This window comes from Streptomyces filipinensis (genome assembly GCF_014649495.1).
Taxonomy (GTDB): Bacteria; Actinomycetota; Actinomycetes; order Streptomycetales; family Streptomycetaceae; genus Streptomyces; species Streptomyces filipinensis.
Map to the genome: position 1 here is coordinate 402,816 of NZ_BMTD01000003.1, position 19,264 is coordinate 422,079.

15 protein-coding genes and 1 pseudogene are annotated in these 19,264 nt (G+C 72.2%); 8 read left to right on the forward strand and 8 right to left on the reverse strand.

Translation table 11 applies throughout. The annotated features are described in order from the left end of the window. Positions 1–4: 4 nt before the first annotated feature. A complete protein-coding gene (gene hemG / locus IE244_RS10320; RefSeq protein WP_191872702.1) occupies positions 5–1,459 on the reverse strand; it encodes a protoporphyrinogen oxidase in 1,455 nt (484 codons plus the stop codon). A gap of 88 nt (positions 1,460–1,547) precedes the next feature. Here hemG and IE244_RS42745 point away from each other — a divergent pair, with 88 nt between their 5' ends. Together IE244_RS42745 and IE244_RS10330 are read left to right on the forward strand one after the other, a co-directional pair. Then, positions 1,548–1,862, forward strand: a complete 315-nt coding sequence (locus tag IE244_RS42745; protein WP_373305730.1) for a DUF4349 domain-containing protein — start codon at positions 1,548–1,550, stop codon at positions 1,860–1,862. Positions 1,863–1,905: 43 nt separating this feature from the next. After that, a complete protein-coding gene (locus IE244_RS10330) occupies positions 1,906–3,300 on the forward strand; it encodes an FAD-dependent oxidoreductase (protein ID WP_191872706.1) in 1,395 nt (464 codons plus the stop codon). A 38-nt stretch (positions 3,301–3,338) separates the two neighbouring features. Here the strand turns inward: IE244_RS10330 and IE244_RS10335 are convergent. Beyond that, positions 3,339–3,578: pseudogene (locus IE244_RS10335) on the reverse strand (hypothetical protein); the annotation flags it as partial. Between the two features lie 118 nt (positions 3,579–3,696). Here IE244_RS10335 and IE244_RS10340 point away from each other — a divergent pair. Next, on the forward strand, positions 3,697–4,521 hold the full coding sequence (locus tag IE244_RS10340; RefSeq protein ID WP_191872708.1) for a rhomboid family intramembrane serine protease: 825 nt from the start codon (positions 3,697–3,699) through the stop codon (positions 4,519–4,521). Between the two features lies 1 nt (position 4,522). On the opposite strand, the gene hemE is transcribed toward IE244_RS10340, so the two are convergent. Next, positions 4,523–5,563, reverse strand: coding sequence for a uroporphyrinogen decarboxylase (hemE, locus tag IE244_RS10345; protein ID WP_373305734.1), 1,041 nt, complete (start codon positions 5,561–5,563; stop codon positions 4,523–4,525). A gap of 104 nt (positions 5,564–5,667) precedes the next feature. Here hemE and IE244_RS10350 point away from each other — a divergent pair, with 104 nt between their 5' ends. From IE244_RS10350 to IE244_RS10370, 5 genes are all read left to right on the forward strand, one after another. Next, positions 5,668–6,345, forward strand: coding sequence for a DUF3000 domain-containing protein (locus IE244_RS10350; RefSeq protein WP_078963897.1), 678 nt, complete (start codon positions 5,668–5,670; stop codon positions 6,343–6,345). Between the two features lie 294 nt (positions 6,346–6,639). After that, positions 6,640–7,296 (forward strand): response regulator transcription factor, encoded by a 657-nt coding sequence (locus IE244_RS10355; RefSeq protein WP_031169226.1) that lies wholly within the window; start codon positions 6,640–6,642, stop codon positions 7,294–7,296. Positions 7,297–7,431: 135 nt separating this feature from the next. Further along, complete coding sequence (locus IE244_RS10360; RefSeq protein ID WP_191872712.1) at positions 7,432–8,721, forward strand: ribonuclease D; 1,290 nt, start codon at positions 7,432–7,434, stop codon at positions 8,719–8,721. Between the two features lie 371 nt (positions 8,722–9,092). After that, positions 9,093–10,310 (forward strand): thiolase family protein, encoded by a 1,218-nt coding sequence (locus IE244_RS10365; RefSeq protein WP_191872714.1) that lies wholly within the window; start codon positions 9,093–9,095, stop codon positions 10,308–10,310. Beyond that, positions 10,307–12,436: a 3-hydroxyacyl-CoA dehydrogenase NAD-binding domain-containing protein gene (locus IE244_RS10370; RefSeq protein ID WP_191872716.1), complete on the forward strand. Its 2,130-nt coding sequence runs from the start codon at positions 10,307–10,309 to the stop codon at positions 12,434–12,436. Before IE244_RS10365 ends, IE244_RS10370 begins: the two co-directional genes overlap by 4 nt. Positions 12,437–12,591: 155 nt before the next feature. Here the strand turns inward: IE244_RS10370 and IE244_RS10375 are convergent, their stop codons facing one another. From IE244_RS10375 to IE244_RS10395, 5 genes are read right to left on the reverse strand one after another with little or no spacing between them, the layout of a single operon-like run. Further along, a complete protein-coding gene (locus IE244_RS10375) occupies positions 12,592–13,608 on the reverse strand; it encodes a DUF8189 domain-containing protein (RefSeq protein ID WP_191872718.1) in 1,017 nt (338 codons plus the stop codon). A 46-nt stretch (positions 13,609–13,654) separates the two neighbouring features. After that, positions 13,655–14,707, reverse strand: coding sequence for an NlpC/P60 family protein (locus IE244_RS10380; RefSeq protein WP_191872720.1), 1,053 nt, complete (start codon positions 14,705–14,707; stop codon positions 13,655–13,657). Positions 14,708–14,744: 37 nt separating this feature from the next. Beyond that, the gene (locus tag IE244_RS10385; RefSeq protein ID WP_031169214.1) at positions 14,745–15,227 is read right to left on the reverse strand and encodes a poly-gamma-glutamate biosynthesis protein PgsC/CapC; all 483 of its coding nucleotides are present in this window, start codon (positions 15,225–15,227) and stop codon (positions 14,745–14,747) included. Beyond that, positions 15,224–16,828 (reverse strand): poly-gamma-glutamate synthase PgsB, encoded by a 1,605-nt coding sequence (pgsB, locus tag IE244_RS10390; RefSeq protein WP_191872722.1) that lies wholly within the window; start codon positions 16,826–16,828, stop codon positions 15,224–15,226. Before pgsB ends, IE244_RS10385 begins: the two co-directional genes overlap by 4 nt. 6 nt (positions 16,829–16,834) lie before the next feature. After that, positions 16,835–19,243: a HAMP domain-containing protein gene (locus IE244_RS10395; RefSeq protein WP_191872724.1), complete on the reverse strand. Its 2,409-nt coding sequence runs from the start codon at positions 19,241–19,243 to the stop codon at positions 16,835–16,837. Positions 19,244–19,264: the final 21 nt, after the last annotated feature.

Below are 19,264 nucleotides of genomic sequence, written 5' to 3' on the forward strand. Positions count from 1 at the left end.
GTCCCTATTCTCCCGCTCCGCCGTGGAGGCTCTGCACCGGGTTGGCCGTCAGCTCCCGGACACCCGTGAGGTCGCCGCCGAGCTGGTCGACGGCGGCGTGGGCACTCGCGATGCAGGCCGGGATGCCCACGCCGTCGTACTGCGCGCCGCACACCGCGAGGCCCGGCAGCTTGGCGACGTGCTCGCGGATGCGGGCCACGCGCGCGTGATGCCCGACCGGGTACTGCGGCAGACCGTCGGTCCAGCGGGTGACCCGGGTTTCCAGGGGGACGGCGGCCAGGCCGGTGGCCTCGCGCAGGTCGTGCCGGGACACCTCGACCAGGGCGGTGTCGTCCCGCTGCAGGATCTCCGTCTCGCCGTGGCGGCCCACGGAGGTGCGCAGCACCATCACGTCCGGGTCCTCCTCGGCGATCCAGCCCCATTTGTGGGAGGCGAACGTGGACGCCTTGATGGTGCGGCCGTCGACCGGCGGGACCAGGAAGCCGCTGCCCTCCGGAAGGCTCAGGTCGCAGCGGCGGTAGGCGAGGGTGACCAGCGCCATCGACGCGTACTCGACGGCGGCCAGTTCGGCGGCGGCCTCCGGGGACTCGGCGCGCAGCAGCCGGGCGGCGGCCGGGGCGGGTACGGCGACGATCACGGCGTCGGCGCGCAGCTCGCGCGGGCCGGCGGAGATCCGCCAGCCGCCGGACGCCTGGCGGCGCAGCCCGGTGACCGGCGTGCCGGTCAGGATCTCCGCGCCGCGCGCCCGGACGGAGTCGGCGACCGCGAGCGGCAGCGTGCCCACTCCGCCCTCGATGCCCATGAAGACCGGTCCGGTCTGCGGGCCGGCCGCCGCCCTGGCCTGGATCTCGCGGACTCCCTCGGTGAGCGAGGCGTGGGTGCGGGCGGCCTGGAAGAGCTGCGGGACGGCCGAGCGCATGGAGATGCGGTACGCGTCGCCCGCGTACACCCCGCCGAGCAGGGGTTCGACCAGGCGGTCGACGACCTCGCGGCCGAGCCGGGCGGCCACGTACTCCCCCACGGCGATGTCGTCGCCGACCTCGGTGCGCGGCAGGTCGGCGTCGCGCTCGATGCGGGCGAGGCCCTCGCCGGACAGCACGCCGCTGAGGGCGGCGGCGGTGCCGGGCACGCCCATGACATGGCCCTTGGGCATGGGGCGCAGGGCGCCGCGGGTCCAGATCGAGGCGGTCGCGGTGGCGGGCGCCTGGAGCCGCCCGGTCAGGCCCACCTCGCGCGCGAGGGTCACGGCCTCGGGGCGGCGGGCGAGCATCGACTCGGCGCCCAGATCCACCCGCACGCCCGCGATCTCACCGGGCAGCAGCTTTCCGCCGACCCGGTCCGCGGCCTCCAGCACGGTCACGCGCGCGCCGCGCCCGAGCAGCCGGTGGGCGGCGGACAGCCCGGCGATTCCGGCTCCGATGACGACGACATGCCCCGTACGCGTACCCGTTGCGCTCATGCCCCCACTCTCTCAGACCGCACGGACACTCCCGCCGGGGCCCGAGGTCCGCCGCGGCGCGGGCCGTCGCCCGGGCCGAGGCCGGACCGTGACCGCTTCGGAACCACCCGGCACCAACGTTCCGGGGCGCTCGGGCGTCGGTGACGACTCGCCCGGCATCGGGGACGCGCTGTCGGGCGGCTGGCACGTGTTCGTCGCGATGCTGCGCTGGATCGCCCTCGGGCTCGGTGCCGTCCTGCCGTTCGCGGCCTTCGCGGCGCTGTCGGCCCTGCTGTGGCTGCGGGTCGTACGCCCTCGGCTGCCGCGCCGCCGGGAGCCCGCCGCGGCGACGGCCGCGCCGGGGACGCCGCCGTCGGCCCGCGCGGCGGCGGGGTCCGCCGGTGAGCGGCCCGACCGTGACTGATATGCACGAGGCCTGGCATGCCCTCGCCCCGTAGCGTGTTCCCATGAGCATGCGCGATGGGCGGGGCGGGACGGAACGACTGGTCGTGATCGGCGGTGACGCCGCGGGGATGTCCGCGGCGTCGCAGGCACGCCGGCTGAAGGGGCCCGGCGAACTGGAGATCGTGGCGTTCGAACGCGGCCACTTCACCTCCTTCTCGGCGTGCGGCATCCCGTACTGGGTGGGCGGCGACGTCCCCGAGCGGGACGCCCTGATCGCCCGCACGCCCGAGGAGCACCGCGCGCGGGGCATCGATCTGCGGCTGCGGACCGAGGTCACGGAGATCGACGTGGCCGGACAGCGGGTACGCGCGCGTGACGTCGATTCCGGCGCCGAGTCCTGGACGGCGTACGACAAGCTCGTCATCGCGACCGGCGCGCGCCCGGTCCGCCCCGACCTGCCCGGCACGGACGCCCCCGGCGTGCACGGCGTGCAGACCCTGGACGACGGCCAGGCCCTGCTGGACACGCTGGCACGCGCGCGTGGCCGGCAGGCGGTGGTCGTCGGGGCCGGATACATCGGCGTGGAGATGGCCGAGGCGCTGATCAACCACGGCTTCGGGGTGACGGTCGTCAACCGCGGCAAGGAGCCCATGTCGACCCTCGACGCGGACATGGGCCGCCTGGTGCACCGGGCCATGGAGGGTCTCGGCATCACCATGGTGAACGACGCCGAGGTCACCAAGATCCTCACCGGGGAGGACGGCCGGGCCCGCGCGGTCGTCACGCAGGACGCCGAGTACCCCGCGGACGTGGTGATCCTCGGCATCGGTGTCCGTCCGGAGACGGCTCTCGCCCAGGCCGCGGGCCTCCCGCTCGGCGCCCACGGCGGACTGCTGACGGACCTCGCGATGCGGGTGCGCGGGCACGAGAACATCTGGGCGGGCGGCGACTGCGTGGAGGTGCTGAACCTGGTCTCGGGCCAGGAGCAGTACGTCCCCCTCGGCACCCACGCCAACAAGCACGGCCAGGTGATCGGCAGCGCCGTCGGCGGTGGTTACGCCACCTTCCCCGGCGTGGTCGGCACGGCGGTCAGCAAGGTCTGCGACCTGGAGATCGCCCGCACGGGCCTGCGCGAGAAGGACGCCCGCCGGGTGGGCCTGCGGTACGAGACCGTCACCATCGAGTCCACCAGCCGCGCCGGTTACTACCCCGGCGCCTCCCCGATGACGGTCAAGATGCTCGCCGAGCGCGGCACGGGCCGGCTGCTGGGCGTCCAGATCGTCGGCAGGGAGGGCGCGGCGAAACGGGTCGACATCGCCGCGGTGGCGCTGACCGCGCGGATGACGGTGGAGCAGATGACGGCCCTGGACCTGGGCTACGCCCCGCCTTTCTCACCGGTGTGGGACCCGGTACTGGTGGCGGCGAGAAAGGCGGCGGCGAGGGTACGCGCCTCCTAGGGGATGTCGTTCGGATCATCCCGGTGTCGCGGGGTCTAGGCGGTTGTGCTGATCCGCGGCAGAGCGGACACCGCGGCCGGCTGCTCCCCGGCCGGCTTCGCGTGCGAGGCGGCCGGCCGGCTGGACCGCAGCCGGTAACTCACCGCCTCGTCCAGCGTCACCGGCCGCTGCATCTGCGAGGCCAGCCGGCCGGCCTCCTGGCCGAGCCGCGCGACGTCCTCCCAGGGAAGCCGTACCACCAAAGACAGCTCGGCCTCTCCATCGGGCAGAGCATGCATCGCCGTCACCTGCGGAGCGTTCGTCATCGCCTGTCCTCACGTCGGTTGAGAACAGATACGCACGGCCACCCCGCGCCGTTCACCGGTTCGCCCGCCCCATCCCGGGCAGTAGTCCTGTGTGGTCATCCCGGTCCATGACGTGAACCCGCTGCGCCGTACCCCCTGGGTGACGTACGCGCTGATCGCCGTGAACGTCCTCGTGTTCGTCACCATGCCCGGCATGGCCGGTCCCGCGGCGGGCGGCGGCGACCTGGCGCGGTTGTGCCATCTGCAGGCCTTCATGGACCGGTACGCGGCGGTCCCCAGGGAACTGATCCACCATCAGCTGCCCGGGCTGGTGCCGACGGGGGACATCGGCGTGGGCCCGCACGGCCCGGGCTGCGTCGTGGCCCCGCCGTCCTACGACAAGTCGCCGCCGCTGTCGGTCTTCACGGCGATGTTCCTGCACGGCAGCTGGCTGCACCTGCTCGGGAACATGCTCTTCCTGCTGATCTTCGGCAACAACGTCGAGGACCGGATGGGGCACATCCGCTACTTCCTCTTCTACGTCGTCTGCGGCTACGCCGCCGGCTACGGCTTCGCGCTGTTCAACGCCACCTCGGGGGACCCGCTGATCGGCGCCTCGGGCGCGATCGCCGGGGTCCTCGGCGCCTACCTCGTGCTGTGGCCGGGCGCGCGGGTCTGGGTCCTCGTCCCGTTCCTGGTCTTCCTGCCGCTCAGGCTGCCCGCCTGGCTGGTGCTGGGCTTCTGGTTCGCGCTGCAGGCGGTGTACTCCTCGGGGCACGGTGTGTCCGGGCCCGGCACGGTGGCGTACGCGGCGCACGTGGTCGGCTTCCTGGCCGGCATGCTGCTCGCCTGGCCGCTCAAGCCCGGCACGCCGCCCCCGCCGGAGCCGCGCGGCCTGCTGTTCGGCAGACGGGCACGGCCCCGCTACACGTGGTGACTCAGCGCGCCGTCTGCGCGTGGACGTACTCCACGAGGCGGGTGAGCGCGTCCGGGTCGGTGTTCGGCGGAACCCCGTGGCCGAGGTTGAAGACGTGGCCCTCCAGGCCGGCGGCCGCGTCCAGCACCTCGCGGGCCCGGACCTCGACGGTGTCCTTGTCGGTGAACAGGACCGTGGGGTCGAGGTTGCCTTGCAGCGCCTTGCCGGGGCCGACACGGCGGTGCGCCTTGTCCAGCGGGACCCGCCAGTCGACACCCACCACGTCCGCGCCGGCCTCGCCCATGAGCTTCAGCAGCTCACCGGTGCCGACGCCGAAGTGGATGCGCGGGACGCCGTAGCCGGCCACGGCGTCGAAGACCTTCGAGGAGAAGGGCATGACCGAGCGCCGGTAGTCCGCCGGGGCGAGCGCGCCGACCCAGGAGTCGAACAGCTGGACCGCGCTCGCACCGGCCTCGATCTGCACCTTCAGGAAGGCGGCCGTGATGTCGGCCAGGCGGTCCAGCAGGTCGGCCCACAACTCGGGGTCGCCGTACATCATCGCCTTGGCGTTCTCGAACGTGCGCGAGGGGCCGCCCTCGACCAGGTAGCTCGCGAGGGTGAAAGGCGCGCCCGCGAAACCGATCAGCGGGGTGGGGCCCAGCTCCCGGGTGAGCAGGCCGATCGCCTCGGTGACGTAGGGGACGTCCTCGGGTGTCAGGTCGCGCAGCCGGGCCAGGTCGGCGCGGGTGCGGATGGGCTGGTCGACGACCGGGCCGACACCGGGCTTGATGTCGAGGCCGATGCCGATGGCCTTCAGCGGGACGACGATGTCGCTGAAGTAGATCGCCGCGTCCACGTTGTGCCGGCGCACCGGCTGCAGGGTGATCTCGGTGACCAGCTCGGGACGCATGCACGATTCGAGCATGGGGATGCCCTCGCGCACCTTGCGGTACTCGGGCAGGGAGCGGCCGGCCTGACGCATGAACCACACCGGGGTGTGCGGCACGGGCTCGCGCCTGCACGCCCTGAGGAAGGCGCTGTCGTACGTCGCTGTCGGCTGCATGCTGTCGTTGGCGGTCACGGGGCAAGTCTCGCATGACGGCGGCAGGCGACGGCGCGGGGTGTCTTGCCCTGCACAAGGCCCCGCTTCCCCTTACTCTTCCCCGCATGGCTGCGGCTCACGGACGAATGTCGGACAGCGCCGACGGAATGGACGACGTGAAGGACACCGAGGAGGCGGACCGACGCTCGAGTACCGCGGGTCCGCCGGCTTTCCGGGCCGCGGTCGACGCCCTGCGCAGCAGCCGGCTGCGGCCGCAGGTCGAGGTGGAGCCCACGCCCGCCCCGCAACGGCTCGCCCCGTACGCGTACGCGCTGGAGGCCGTGGTGGCCGACGGCGAGCAGGAGCTGGCCGACGGCCGGCTGGTGCTGCTGCACGACCCGGCGGGCCACGACGCCTGGCGCGGAACGTTCCGGCTGGTGACGCTGGTGCGCGCGGAGCTGGAGCCGGAGATGGCGGCTGATCCGCTGCTGCCCGAGGTGTGCTGGTCGTGGCTGACCGGGGCGCTGCAGGCGCGCGGGCTGGGCTACGGCGAGCCGAGCGGGACGATCACGCGCGCGAGTTCGCACTACTTCGGCGGTCTGGCCGAGCGGCCGTCGGCCTCGCAGATCGAGATCAGGGCGTCCTGGACGCCCCGCGAGGGGCTGGGCGGGGTGCCGGACACGGCCTCCCACCTGACGTCCTGGTGCGACCTGCTGGCCCAGGTCGCGGGCCTGCCGCCGGCCGGGCCGGGCGACGCCTCGGTGGTGACGCTGCCGCAGCGCAGGGGCCCGCAGCCGCGGTGATGTGACGGTGAGCCGACCGGCGGTTGTCGGCGGCGTCATCCGCATGGGCGCCTTATTGACCATCCCTTTGTCGATACGGCCACTTTCCGACCCGGAATCGCACCCGCTCGGGCCGACTCGATCTTCGGATGATCGATCGCGTGTCCGAATTGCGCAGATTGTTACTCACTAGATCGTGATCATTCTCTAAAGGCGGACGAGTTTGCTGCCGAAGACGACTGTGACCTTGAAAGCACGGTTCGTCCCGGCTTCCTCCCCACAAGCCGGCCCCGTCCCCCCCACCCAGGAGGCCTGGTGTCCGTTCTCCTCGAGCAGCCCGCAAGCCTGGTCGCCTACCGCCCGAACAAGCCGACCGCCATGGTGGTCGTGGCCGACCCGCGCGTCCGCTCCACCGTCACCCGCCATCTGTGGGCTCTCGGCGTGCGCGATGTCATCGAGGCCTCGTCCGTCGCGGAGGCCCGTCCCCGCATCGGCAACCCGCGCGACATCTGCGTCGCCGACGTCCACCTGCCCGACGGCTCCGGCCTGACCCTGCTCTCCGAGACCCGCGCCGCGGGCTGGCCCAACGGGCTGGCGCTGTCCGCCGCCGACGACATCGGCGCCGTGCGCAACGCCCTGGCCGGCGGGGTCAAGGGGTACGTCGTCACCGGCACCCGTACCAACATCGGCCTGCCCGCCCGGCCCGGCGCCGCTCCCCTCGGCGCCGCCCGGATGCACCGCCGCCCCCCGGGTGCCCCGAGCCACCCGGGCGGCTACCGCGAGCTGTCCGGACGTGAGGTCGAGGTGCTGCGGCTGGTCGCGGAGGGCCAGTCCAACAAGGCGATCGGCGTCTCGATGGGCCTGTCCGCCCTGACCGTCAAGAGCCACCTCGCCCGCATCGCGCGCAAGCTGGGCACGGGCGACCGGGCCGGCATGGTGGCCGTGGCCCTGCGCACCGGGATCATCCACTGAGCCGCCCGCGGCAACCCCGGGGTTCACTCACGTGAACCGCGCCTTTCACCGACCTGACTGGTTTACGACCCTCCCGTGCCCGTCGACGGAACGTTCCGGCGACGGGCGACGTCCACGCACGGATACCCTTGACAGGTGACCGACGCCCAAGACACCGCAGCAGACGGCTCCCTGCGCACCACCGGGGGTACCCCTCCGGACGACGCCGGATCTTCTGTGACGGGGGCGCCGACACCGCTGCTCGAACCCCGTGAGGGCATCCCGCCCGTCGTCACCGACGCGGCCGCGCTCGCGGAGGTGGTCGCCGCCTTCGCCGCGGGCTCCGGCCCGGTCGCCGTCGACGCCGAGCGCGCCTCCGGCTACCGCTACGGCCAGCGCGCCTATCTGGTGCAGCTGCGCCGCGAGGGCGCCGGGAGCGCGTTGATCGACCCCGTGGCCTGCCCCGACCTGTCCGGGCTCGGCGAGGCCCTGTCCGGCGTCGAGTGGGTGCTGCACGCGGCCACCCAGGACCTGCCCTGCCTGCGCGAGATAGGCATGCTCCCGACCCGTCTCTTCGACACCGAGCTGGCCGGCCGGCTCGCCGGGTTCCCCCGGGTCGGCCTCGGCGCGATGGTCGAGGGCGTCCTCGGCTTCGTCCTCGAGAAGGGCCACTCCGCCGTCGACTGGTCGACCCGGCCGCTGCCCGAGCCCTGGCTCAGGTACGCCGCGCTCGACGTGGAACTCCTCATCGACCTGCGCGACGCCCTGGAGAAGGAGCTGGACCGGCAGGGCAAGCTGGAGTGGGCCCTGCAGGAGTTCGACGCGATCGCGGCCGCGCCGCCGGCCGAGCCGAGGAAGGATCCCTGGCGGCGCACGTCCGGGATGCACAAGGTGCGCAGGCGCCGGCAGCTCGGCGTCGTACGGGAGCTGTGGGAGACGCGGGACCGGATCGCCCAGCGGCGGGACGTGTCACCCGGCAAGGTGCTGAGCGACGCGGCCATCGTGGAGGCCGCGCTCGCCCTGCCCGGCAGTGTGCACGCGCTGGCCGCGCTGAACGGGTTCGGGCACCGGATGGGGCGGCGGCAGCTGGAGCAGTGGCAGGCGGCGGTGGACCGGGCCCGGTCCCTGCCGGACACCGCGCTGCCCCAGCCGGGTCAGCCCGTGACCGGGCCCCCGCCGCCGCGCGCCTGGGCCGACAAGGACCCCGCCGCCGCGGCGCGCCTGGCCGCGGCCCGGGCAGGGGTGACGGCTCTCGCCGAGCGGCTCAACATGCCCCAGGAGAACCTGATCTCCCCCGACACGGTTCGGCGGATCTGCTGGGAGCCGCCGAGGAGCGTGGACACCGGGTCGGTGGAGGACGCACTGGCGGGGTACGGCGCGCGGGCGTGGCAGGTGGAGCTGGTGACGCCGGTACTGGTGTCGGCGCTGTCGGCCAAGGGGGCCTGAGCGCGTCACCCGGTCGCCGCCGCCCGCGGGCGCCAGACGGGCCGCGGAAGCGGAACAGGGACGTCGAGATCACGCCAAGATCCTGGCGGCGGGGCCCCGTGGGGGCGGGCGGCCCGGTTCCGGCCGACGGCTGCGCGGACGGGGCCGCGCGTGCCGCGGGCCGTGTCGGCGATGAGTCACGACCTGGTCGGGTCGAGCACGCGGTTTCCCCGCTCCCCTTCGATGCGCTTCGGTCACCCGGCGTGCGGATGTGACGTTCGCCGCTCCAGCCGAGAGGACTGGGCAGTCACGTTACTCGTAAGTAGCATGGGCCCTGAGCGCGCGCTCAGCGCAGCGCAGCAGTGCCATCCCGCATCTGGAGGAGAGCCATCGTGCCTCGTACCGTCAGGGACGTCGTCTTCGTTGACGGCGTCCGCACCCCGTTCGGCAAGGCGGGCCCGAAGGGCATCTACCACGAGACCCGCGCCGACGACCTCGTCGTGAAGGCGATCCGGGAGCTGCTGCGCCGCAACCCCGGTCTGGACCCCAAGAAGATCGACGAGGTCGCCATCGCCGCGACCACCCAGATCGGTGACCAGGGTCTGACGCTCGGCCGTACGGCCGGCATCCTCGCGGGCCTGCCGCAGTCCGTCCCCGGCTACTCGATCGACCGCATGTGCGCCGGCGCCCTGACCGCCGTGACGGCCACGGCCGGCTCGATCGCCTTCGGTGCCTACGACGCCGTCATCGCCGGTGGTGTCGAGCACATGGGCCGCCACCCGATGGGCGAGGGCGTGGACCCGAACCCGCGCTTCGTCAGCGAGAAGCTGGTCGACGAGTCCGCCCTGTTCATGGGCATGACCGCGGAGAACCTGCACGACCGCTACCCGCACATCACCAAGCAGCGCGCCGACGAGTACGCGGTGCGCTCGCAGGAGAAGGCCGCCAAGGCGTACGCCAACGGCAAGATCCAGCAGGACCTGGTGCCGATCTCGGTGCGCCGGACGAACCCGGAGGGTGGTGAGACCGGCTGGGGTCTCGTCACCGCCGACGAGCCGATGCGCCCGGGTACGACCCTGGAGAACCTGGCCGGCCTCAAGACCCCGTTCCGCGTCCACGGACGGGTCACCGCCGGTAACGCGGCCGGTCTGAACGACGGCGCCACCGCGTCGATCATCGCGAGCGAGGACTTCGCCCGCGAGAACGGGCTGCCGGTCAAGATGCGTCTCGTCTCGTACGCCTTCGCGGGCGTCGAGCCGGAGGTCATGGGCTACGGCCCGATCCCGGCGACGGAGAAGGCCCTCGCCAAGGCGGGCCTGTCCATCTCCGACATCGGTCTGTTCGAGATCAACGAGGCCTTCGCCGTCCAGGTCCTGGCCCTCCTCGACCATTACGGCATCGCGGACGACGACGAGCGCGTCAACCAGTACGGCGGCGCCATCGCCTTCGGTCACCCGCTGGCCTCCTCCGGCGTGCGTCTGATGACGCAGCTGGCCCGCCAGTTCGAGGAGCAGCCGGACGTCCGCTACGGCCTGACCACCATGTGCGTCGGCTTCGGCATGGGCGCGACGGTCATCTGGGAGAACCCGCACTTCGAGGGGGACAAGTGAGCACCACCACCGAGCTTCTGAAGCAGGCTTCGGAGCTGTTCCCGGACGAGGTCGTCACCAGTGCGCACGTCCGCCACTTCGACCTGCCGTTCGGCGCTGGCCGTTTCGCGCTGATCACGCTGGACAACGGCTTCGACCACACCAAGCCGACCACCTTCGGCCCCGGCTCGCTGGCGAACCTGAACGCCGCGATCGACCAGGTCGAGAAGGAGGCGGCGGACGGCGGGATCGTCGGCGTCGGCATCACCGGCAAGCCGTTCATCTTCGCGGTCGGCGCCGACCTCAAGGGCGTGGAGATCCTCAAGGAGCACGAGCACGCGCTCGCCATCGGCAAGGGCGGCCACGAGGTCTTCAAGCGCCTGTCGCAGCTGGCCGTTCCCACGTTCGCCTACTACAACGGCGCGGCGATGGGCGGCGGCGTCGAGGTCGGCCTGCACTGCAGCTACCGGACCGTCTCCAAGGCGATCCCGGCGTTCTCGCTGCCCGAGGTCTTCCTCGGTCTGGTCCCCGGCTGGGGCGGCTGCACCCTGCTGCCGAACCTGATCGGCGCCGACAAGGCCGTCTCGGTCATCATCGAGAACTCCCTGAACCAGAACAAGCAGCTCAAGGGCAAGCAGGTCTTCGAGCTCGGCATCGCCGACGCGATCTTCGAGGGCGCGGACTTCCTGGAGCAGTCGCTGATCTGGACCGCTCAGGTCCTCGAGGGCGACGTCGAGGTCGAGCGCCCGGTGATCGACCGCGGCGAGGGCTGGGACCAGGCCGTCGCCAAGGGCCGCTTCATCGCGGACTCCAAGGTGCACGGCGCGGCTCCGGCCGCCTACCGCGCCCTGGACATCATCGCGGCCGCCAAGAACGGCGACCTGCAGCAGGGCTACGACGCCGAGGACCGGGCCCTCGCCGACCTGATCATGGGTGGCGAACTGCGCGCCGGCATCTACGCGTTCAACCTCGTCCAGAAGCGCGGCAAGCGTCCCGCCGGCGCCCCGGACAAGAACCTGGCGCGTCCGGTCACCAAGGTCGGTGTCGTCGGCGCCGGTCTGATGGCCAGCCAGCTCGCGCTGCTCTTCCTGCGCCGTCTGGAGGTGCCGGTCGTGCTGACCGACATCGACCAGGAGCGCGTCGACAAGGGTGTGGGCTACGTCCACGCCGAGATCGACAAGCTGCTCGCCAAGGGCCGGATCAACCAGGACAAGGCCAACCGCCTCAAGGCCCTGGTCACCGGTGTGCTGGACAAGGCCGAGGGCTTCTCCGACGCGGACTTCGTCATCGAGGCCGTGTTCGAGGAGATCGGCGTCAAGCAGCAGGTGTTCGCGGAGGTCGAGGCGGTCGCCCCGGCGCACGCGATCCTCGCCACCAACACCTCCTCGCTGTCCGTGTCGGAGATGGCGTCGAAGCTGAAGCACCCCGAGCGGGTCGTCGGCTTCCACTTCTTCAACCCGGTCGCGATCCTGCCGCTGCTGGAGATCGTCCGCGGCGAGAAGACCGACGACGCCTCGCTGGCCACGGCGTTCGCCGTCGCCAAGAAGCTGAAGAAGACCGCGGTCCTCACCAAGGACGCCCCGGCGTTCGTCGTGAACCGCATCCTGACCCGCTTCATGGGCGAGATCCAGAACGTCATCGACGAGGGCACCCCGGTCGAGGTCGCCGAGAAGGCGATCGAGCCGCTCGGTCTGCCGATGTCCCCGCTGGTGCTGCTGGAGCTGGTCGGCCCGGCGATCGGCCTGCACGTCTCCGAGACGCTGCACGGCGCGTTCCCGGAGCGGTTCAAGGTCTCCCCGAACCTCAAGGCCGTCGTCGAGGCGGGCAAGCGCGGCTTCTACGTCTACGACAGCGGCAAGCCGGAGCTGGACCCGGAGGTCGCCGCGCTGCTCAAGCAGGGCGATGTCGTCCTGACCGAGGAGCAGGTGCGGGCCCGTGTGCTCGACGCGGTGGCGCAGGAGATCGGGCTCATGCTCGACGAGGGCGTCGTCGCCGAGGCCCAGGACATCGACCTCTGCCTGATCACCGGTGCCGGCTGGCCCTTCCACCTGGGCGGCATCACGCCGTACCTGGACCGCGAGGGCGTCTCGGAGCGGGTGAACGGCAAGAAGTTCCTGGCCCCGGGCGTGGCGAGCGTGCCGGCGTAACGCCTCACCGGTGAACGCCGGGTGCCCGCACTCCTGTCGGGGTGCGGGCACCCGGCGTTTCGACCGGTCGGCGCCCGCCGCTGCTCCGGCCGGGGCTCTCGTACGCCCGCTGTTCCGCCAGGCCGCCGTACACCTCGGCGGTCGGCGCCGGCGGTTCAGACCTGCCGCCACGCCTCCAGCGCCAGGCCCGGTTCGTCCTTGCGGCGGGTCAGCAGGAGTTGGCCGGTCGACGGGGACAACGTCGCCGCCACGACCCGGTCGTCCTCGTCCGTCGCCAGCGACACCCGTGCGTCCACGGGCAGTTGCGGACCCGACTCGGTCCACCAGGCGCCCGCCGACTCCTGTTCGGTCGGGTAGGCGGCGAAGGCGACCCGGCCGTCCGCCGAGCGCTGGGCGAGCAGGGTGCAGTCGTGGCCGTCGAGGTCGCAGCGCACCGCCGAGACCGGGCCGTGGCCGGCCGACGGCAGCAGGGTGACCGGCTTGCCGCCGGGGCGCCAGGCGCACAGGGCGCCGGAGGTGTCGGTGTAGTAGAGGGTGGTGCTGTCGGGCGAGGTGGCGAGGGCGTGCAGGGTGCCCGGGCGGACCGTGGCCCGCAGGGATTCCGCCGGGACCGGCTCGGCGGCCGGCTCCTCCTGGCGCCAGTACTGGATGCCGTCGGGGCCGGCCGCGTACAGCTCGACCCGGCCGGACTCCCCCGTCACCGCCGCGAGCCCGTCCCCTGCCCCGTTGCCCTTCAGGTCCCGCCAGGCCGCCCAGCCGCCCTTCTCCTTCTGCGTGAGCAGCCGCACCCCGCCCTGGCCGTCGGGCACGAAGACATGGGCGCGGCCCTGGGCGTCGACGGCGACCGCGGGGGTGCCGGTGCGGTCGCCCTTCGTCAGCGGGTGGCCGATCGGGTGCCAGTCCAGGGCGGAGAGGCGGGGGCGGAAGTGGGTGGAGTGGACCAGGCCCGACTCACCCTTGACGGTGGGCCGCCAGGAGACCAGGTGGGCGTAGCCGTCGGCGCCCTGACCGATCGCCAGGACGGGATGCAGCCTCTGGTCGCCGCCGACGGTGCGCGGGGCGGTCCAGGGACCGCCGGGCTCGCGCTCCGCCCGGCACCGGACGGCGTCGCCCGACAGCTGGTAGACACTGAGCCGGCCGTCCCGGCCGCGCAGGAACCAGTCGCCGTTCACCGGTTCACTCTAAGCCGTGGGGCCGGCACGGCCCCCGGCCGCCCGCTCACAGCCGCTTCGCGCTGCGGAACAGCTTGGCGTAGAAGCCGTCGCCGTCGAGGCGCGAGACACCGCCCTGATCGCCGATGGTGGGGCCGTTCTGCTCCTTGCGGCTGGAGATGAAGACCTTGTGGCCCTCGGTGTCCGGCCCCAGGTAGATCGCGGAGTGGTCCATGTGGTTGGCGGTGCGGTGGTCCATCTTGAAGAACAGCAGGTCGCCGGGCTGCAGTACGTCGATGTTCTGCGGCCGCACGTACCAGGGGCTCGGACCCTGGAGCTTGATGATGTCGACGCCCTCCTTGCCGCGGGCCATGCCGTCGGCGGTGCGCGGCAGTCCGTCGCCGTGCACGTTGTCCGACATCAGCGGGAAGCGGGCGCGGTAGCCGTACACCAGCCGCAGATAGCCGGAGCAGTCGACGGAGCGCAGGCGGTCCTTCTGCGGGTACACCGTGACCCCGTCCCGGAAGGTGTACGGGATGCCCAGGTAGTCGTAGAAGTCGGTCTGTTCGTAGCGGTCGACGCCGTCGGTCTTCAGGGGCCCGTAGAAGGCGTGGCCCGCGTACTGGACGCCCTGGTCGTCCTTCTTGACCGGCGCGCCCTGGATGTACTGGAAGGCGAACGCGAAGATGTCGTCCTCCTCGCTGCCGTAGTACTGCTTGAACCAGTCCTTGAACCACTGCTGCTTCTCGGCGCCCTTGGTCCAGCTCTCCGGCATCAGGCGGACCCAGTCGTCGGTGACCACCTTGGTGGTGGTGTTGACCGGTTCGGTGAAGGTCCGCGTCGGACCCTTCAGGGTGGCCGTACGGGCGCCGTCCGTGAAGGTGGCGATGACCGCGCCCTTGCCGTCGCGCAGCACCGAGCGCGCCGGGTTGCTCAGCCGCTCCCAGGTCTGCTTGCCGGTCGCCTTGCCCGAACCCTGCAGGTTCTCGGTGATCGTCTGGCCGGCGGGGAGCTTCGCCTGCTCGTCCTTGCGCAGTTCGTAGGTGAAGTAGGCGCTGCCCGCGAGCAGCGCCAGGACCGTCACCGTGTGGACGACGGGGCGGCCTTTGCGCTTCGGCATGGTTGGGGGCTCCAGGAGTACGTCGGGTTCGGGCGGTTCAGGCGGTCGGCATGGCGCCGAGGAGGATGCCGGCGGTCAGCACCACATAGGTGGCGAGCGAGACGGAGGCGACGGACAGCAGGGTCGCGCCCTTGGGCTGGCGGACCAGCTGGTAGCCGATCAGGCCGGGCACGATGAAGCCGAGCGTCTGGTTCGCGTACAGCAGCGGGAACTCCATCTGCAGCACGATGATCACGGTGGCCTGGATGAGCACGCCGCTGAGCACGACCGCCGCGAAGAGCCGCTTGCCGTACAGGATCACGAACTTCTGCATGAGCAGGGTGGCGAGGTACGTCAGCACGGTCACGCCGACCACCAGCGCGGCCCGCTGGAGGTCCTCGATGAGGGTGAGCGCGAGCCAGCCCGGGGTGATCATGCCGCCCGGCGACAGGTTGGTCGTCAGGTAGCACATGAGCGAGAACATCAGCCCCAGGCCGATGCCGATCGCGGCGATCTCGGGGGTGAGGACGGAGGGGATCAACGCTGTTCTCCTGGGCTGTGCCACTGCTGGCTGTCGTCGGCGGAATGCTGGGGCTGGATACGGGGTTCGAACAGCCCGCGGGGCTGGGCCGCATCGGCCGGGGGCAGGGCGGGCCGGCCGCCCTGGTCCGGCTGGGGACCGGTCCAGGTGCCGTGCGACTGTGCCTGCTGGTCTCCGGACTGGTGCACCGGCTGCTGGTGCGGGTAGTCGTGCGCGCTGTCGCGCTGCACCGGGATCTGGGGGACGGACGGCTGCTGGTGCTGCGCGTAGCGCGACTCGTACGCCTCCGAGTAGTGCTGGTACGGGTCGATGCGGGGTGCGTACAGCTGCATGGTCTCGCTGGGGTCGGCCGCGGCGGGCGTGGCCTCGGCGCGGCCGGCCGGGGTCGCGGGCGCGGTGGCCACCGGTTCGTCGGCGCTCTCGTCCGGCGGCAGTTCGGCGAGATGCTCCAGCAGGATCTCGCCCTGGCCGTGGATGTTGCCGATCGCGACCATCGACGAGTCCTGGCCGAGCATGTCCAGCATCTTGCCCATGAACTCCTCGGCGTCGCGCTTGTCGCCACCGAGGTCGACGGCGCGCGAGCGGAACTCGGCGGGGATGGCGTCGATGGCGGACTTGGCCGGGTGGCCGATGACGAAGACGCGCTCGGGGTCGAGGTCGGGGATGATCTCGCCCATCTGCCCGTTGCGTTCGACACGGTCGGGGCGGCAGTTGATGACCACGTTGAGCGGGCGGTGGATGGCGCCGAGGTCGAGCAGCTGGTTGATGTTCATCAGCGTCGACTCGGGGTCGTTGGCCGCGAAGACGTTGGCGAAGCGCAGCTTCTTGCCCTCGGGCGTCTGGTAGCGCTCGACGGAGAGGACACCGGGGTCCGGCGGGGCGTCGTACATGCCCTGCAGGGCCGTCTCGCGGTCGACGCCGAGGAGTTCGGCGACGGTGAGGGCGATGGCCACGTTCTCCTTGAAGGTGAACCAGCTGAAGCCGCGCAGCTCCTCGTCGGTGACGGTCTCCGGGTCGGCGTAGATCAGCTTGCAGTTCCGGGCGTCCGCCTCCTCCTGGAGGATGTGGAAGCGGTCCTTCTCGGCGGTGACGCAGATGCCGTCCTCGGGCATCGAGCGGCACAGCGAGCGAGCGACGTCGTCCAGCGTGGGGCCCATCTCGGCGAGGTGGTCCTCACGGACGTTGCACAGCACGCCGATGGTGGAGCGGATCAGCTTGGACTGGTTGATCTCCTGCAGGGCCGGCATGACGGCCATGCACTCGATGACCAGCGCGTCCGGCTTGTACGCGGCGGCCCGGCGCACGATGCCGATCTGCTCGACCACGTTGGCGATGCCGAACTTGCGGTAGACCGGCTCCTCGGTGGCGTCCGGGTGGATGAAGCGGGCCGCGGTGCCGGTGGTCTTGGCGACGGTGACCAGGTCGCCGCCGCGCAGGGCACCCGCGCACAGCCGGGTGATGGAGGACTTGCCGCGGATGCCGTTGACCAGGACCCGGGTGGGTATGTGGTCCAGGTTGTCGAAGTGCCGCCGCTGCTCCACGATGCCCGCGGCGAGCAGGATCGCACAGCAGACCAGCAGCACGGTGTAGAGGAAGAGCACGGGTGATCAGTTCCTTGTGTACTGCTGGGGCGGGTACTGCTGCGGCGGGTACGGCTGGGGCGTGGCCTCATGGGGCGGGTCCTCGCGCGGGCCGTACTGCTCGGGCAGGTGCTGCCGGGACGTGGGCTGCTCGGGCGGGTCCTGCCGCCGCTCGGACTGCTGCGGCGTGGGCTGCTGCCGGGCGGCCGGCGGGGGCGGGGTGCGGCGGGGCTGCTGCCGGCGCTGGTCCTGCAGTTGCTGCCGGACGAGTTCCAGCGAGCGGGTGACGGCGCCCACCTCGTCGTGGTGCTGCGGGAAGAGCACGGTCTTGCGGTCGCCTCCGGCCAGCGCCTCGGCCCGGTCGGCCAGGGTGCTCAGCGGCCGGGCGACCACGATGTGCAGCCAGCCCAGGCAGGCGACGGCCGCGGCGGCGCCGAGCAGACCGGCGAGGACGGTGCGGTTCTGGGCGTCGTACTCGGGGATGGCGAGCCGGTCCACGGGCTGCCAGCTGACCACGCTCCAGTGCAGCGCCTCGGCCGAGCCGCTGCCGGAGAACGGCGCGGCGGCGGCGATCCGCGCGCCGTTCTCGCGGTAGAGCACGCCGCTCGGCTGTGGCTTCTTGCCCAGCTGCTGGGCGCTGGCCGCGACGAGGTCCTTCAGGTGGTCGTCGGGCAGCGACTGGAAGGCGAGGAAGCCGGTGTTGCCGGCGATGATCTTGTTCTGGTCGTCCACGAGCCGGACCACGCCGAGCCCCGGCCGGGTCAGCAGCGCGTTGAAGAACTCGACGCGGAACTCGCCGACCAGGTGGGCTCCGCCCCGGCCGGGTATCTCGGCGGCGGCGACGACCACGGGCTCCTTGCCGCCGCGGCCCAGCAGCCGGATGGGCTTGCCGGAGTTCCGGTCGGACTCGTCCACCTGGGGCTTCTTGCCCTCGCGGGCCTGGACCTCACCGTGGGAGTCGACGACGTAGAGGGAGCGGTAGCGCTTGTTCTCGTTGTACGTGTGCTCCAGCACCGTCTCCATGGCCTCGGGCGAGGTCTTGTCGCCGATCAGGGAGGCCACGGACTGCAGGTCGGCGTCGCCCTCGTTCAGCGCGCGGCGCACCCGGTCGCTGAGCGTGTCGGTGCGTTCGCGCTGGTCGTTGACGAGCTGCCGGGGGACGTCGGCCGTGTTGTCCGCGCGGTTGAACAGCAGCATCAGCGGTGCGGACCAGGCCAGCAGCAGCACCGCGCAGATCGCGAGGAGGGCAGGTGTGCCCACCCGGCGCAGCCCGCGCGGGCGTTCGGCCGAGCCGGTGGCCTCGGCGCTCTCACCGAGCAGCTGGCGGCGCAGCCGTTCCAGGGCACCGCCGATGCGGCGCGCCTCGCCGTAGCCGGGGACGGTCACCGGCCGGGTCAGGTCGCCGCGGGTGAGCCGGCGGGACTCCAGGAACAGCCGGATGAGCGGGCGCTGGACGGTACCCAGCAGCACCGCCACGGCCAGGGCGCCGACGACGAGCAGCGCGCCGGCCGCCAGCACTCCGAACACCGGGGAGCCGGCCGGGGCGGCCTCCTCGGTCACCTTGACCATGGCGACCACGGACAGGCCGAGCCCGGAGGCGGTGGTGCCCTCGCCGGGCTGGGCCGCGGCGAGCGTGGCGTATCCGGCGACGGACCGGTCGCCGAGCAGCTTGCCGCCGAGCAGGCTGCCGCTGACGCCCTGGTAGCCGCCGCTGCCGGGTTCCTTGCTGCTGCGCGGGTCCTGCTGCGCCCGGTGGGAGGCCCGCTCGGCGAAGTCCTTCAGCTGCTTGCGGGAGGTCTGCAGGTCCTTGCGGTCGATGCTGTTGCGCGCCGACGCGGGGTCGGCGATGCCGTCGCTGCTGAGGATCGCGCCGCCCGCGTCGACCACGGCGATGGAGCGGAACTGGCCGAGGCTGATGCCGGGGAACTTCAGGTTCCTGGAGGCCACGAGCAGCAGCTGCGACTTGCCCGGCCAGGTCAGCAGGCCGAAGGAGAGCAGCCGCACCTCGCCGTTCTTCAGCCGGACCATGCGCGGGGCCAGTCCGTCCTCGCCGCTGAGGCTGGAGAGGTCCACATCGGTCAGCGGCACCGTCTCACCGCGGGCCGCGACCAGCTTGCCGGAGCGGATCTCGACGACGGCGGTGCCCATCCACTTCTGGTAGGTGCTGCCGAGCTTGTCGAGGACGGCGTCGCCGGAGACCGGCTGCCCGGCGCTGAACAGCGCGGCGGAGCGGGTGACGTCGGTGACGGACTCGTCGATGGAGGCGCGCAGCGCGACCGCGCCGTCCTCGGCGAAGTGCTGCTGGGACGTCAGCACCGCCTTCGGCACTCCGGCGTCGTCGACGCGGCCCAGCACCAGCGCGGTGATGGCGGCGAGCGTCAGCAGGAGTGCCGAGAGAACCGCGATCGGCGGGCGGATGCCTCCGATCAGCGACATGTCGGCTCGGCGGCGGGCTCG

Bases quoted from the DNA above. Each gene is read 5' to 3' on its own strand.
- hemG (WP_191872702.1), bottom strand. From the start codon at position 1,459: ATGAGCGCAACGGGTACGCGTACGGGGCATGTCGTCGTCATCGGAGCC.
- IE244_RS10330 (WP_191872706.1), top strand. From the start codon at position 1,906: ATGAGCATGCGCGATGGGCGGGGCGGGACGGAACGACTGGTCGTGATC.
- IE244_RS10350 (WP_078963897.1), top strand. From the start codon at position 5,668: ATGGCTGCGGCTCACGGACGAATGTCGGACAGCGCCGACGGAATGGAC.
- IE244_RS10395 (WP_191872724.1), bottom strand. From the start codon at position 19,243: ATGTCGCTGATCGGAGGCATCCGCCCGCCGATCGCGGTTCTCTCGGCA.
- IE244_RS10380 (WP_191872720.1), bottom strand. From the start codon at position 14,707: ATGCCGAAGCGCAAAGGCCGCCCCGTCGTCCACACGGTGACGGTCCTG.
- hemE (WP_373305734.1), bottom strand. From the start codon at position 5,563: ATGCAGCCGACAGCGACGTACGACAGCGCCTTCCTCAGGGCGTGCAGG.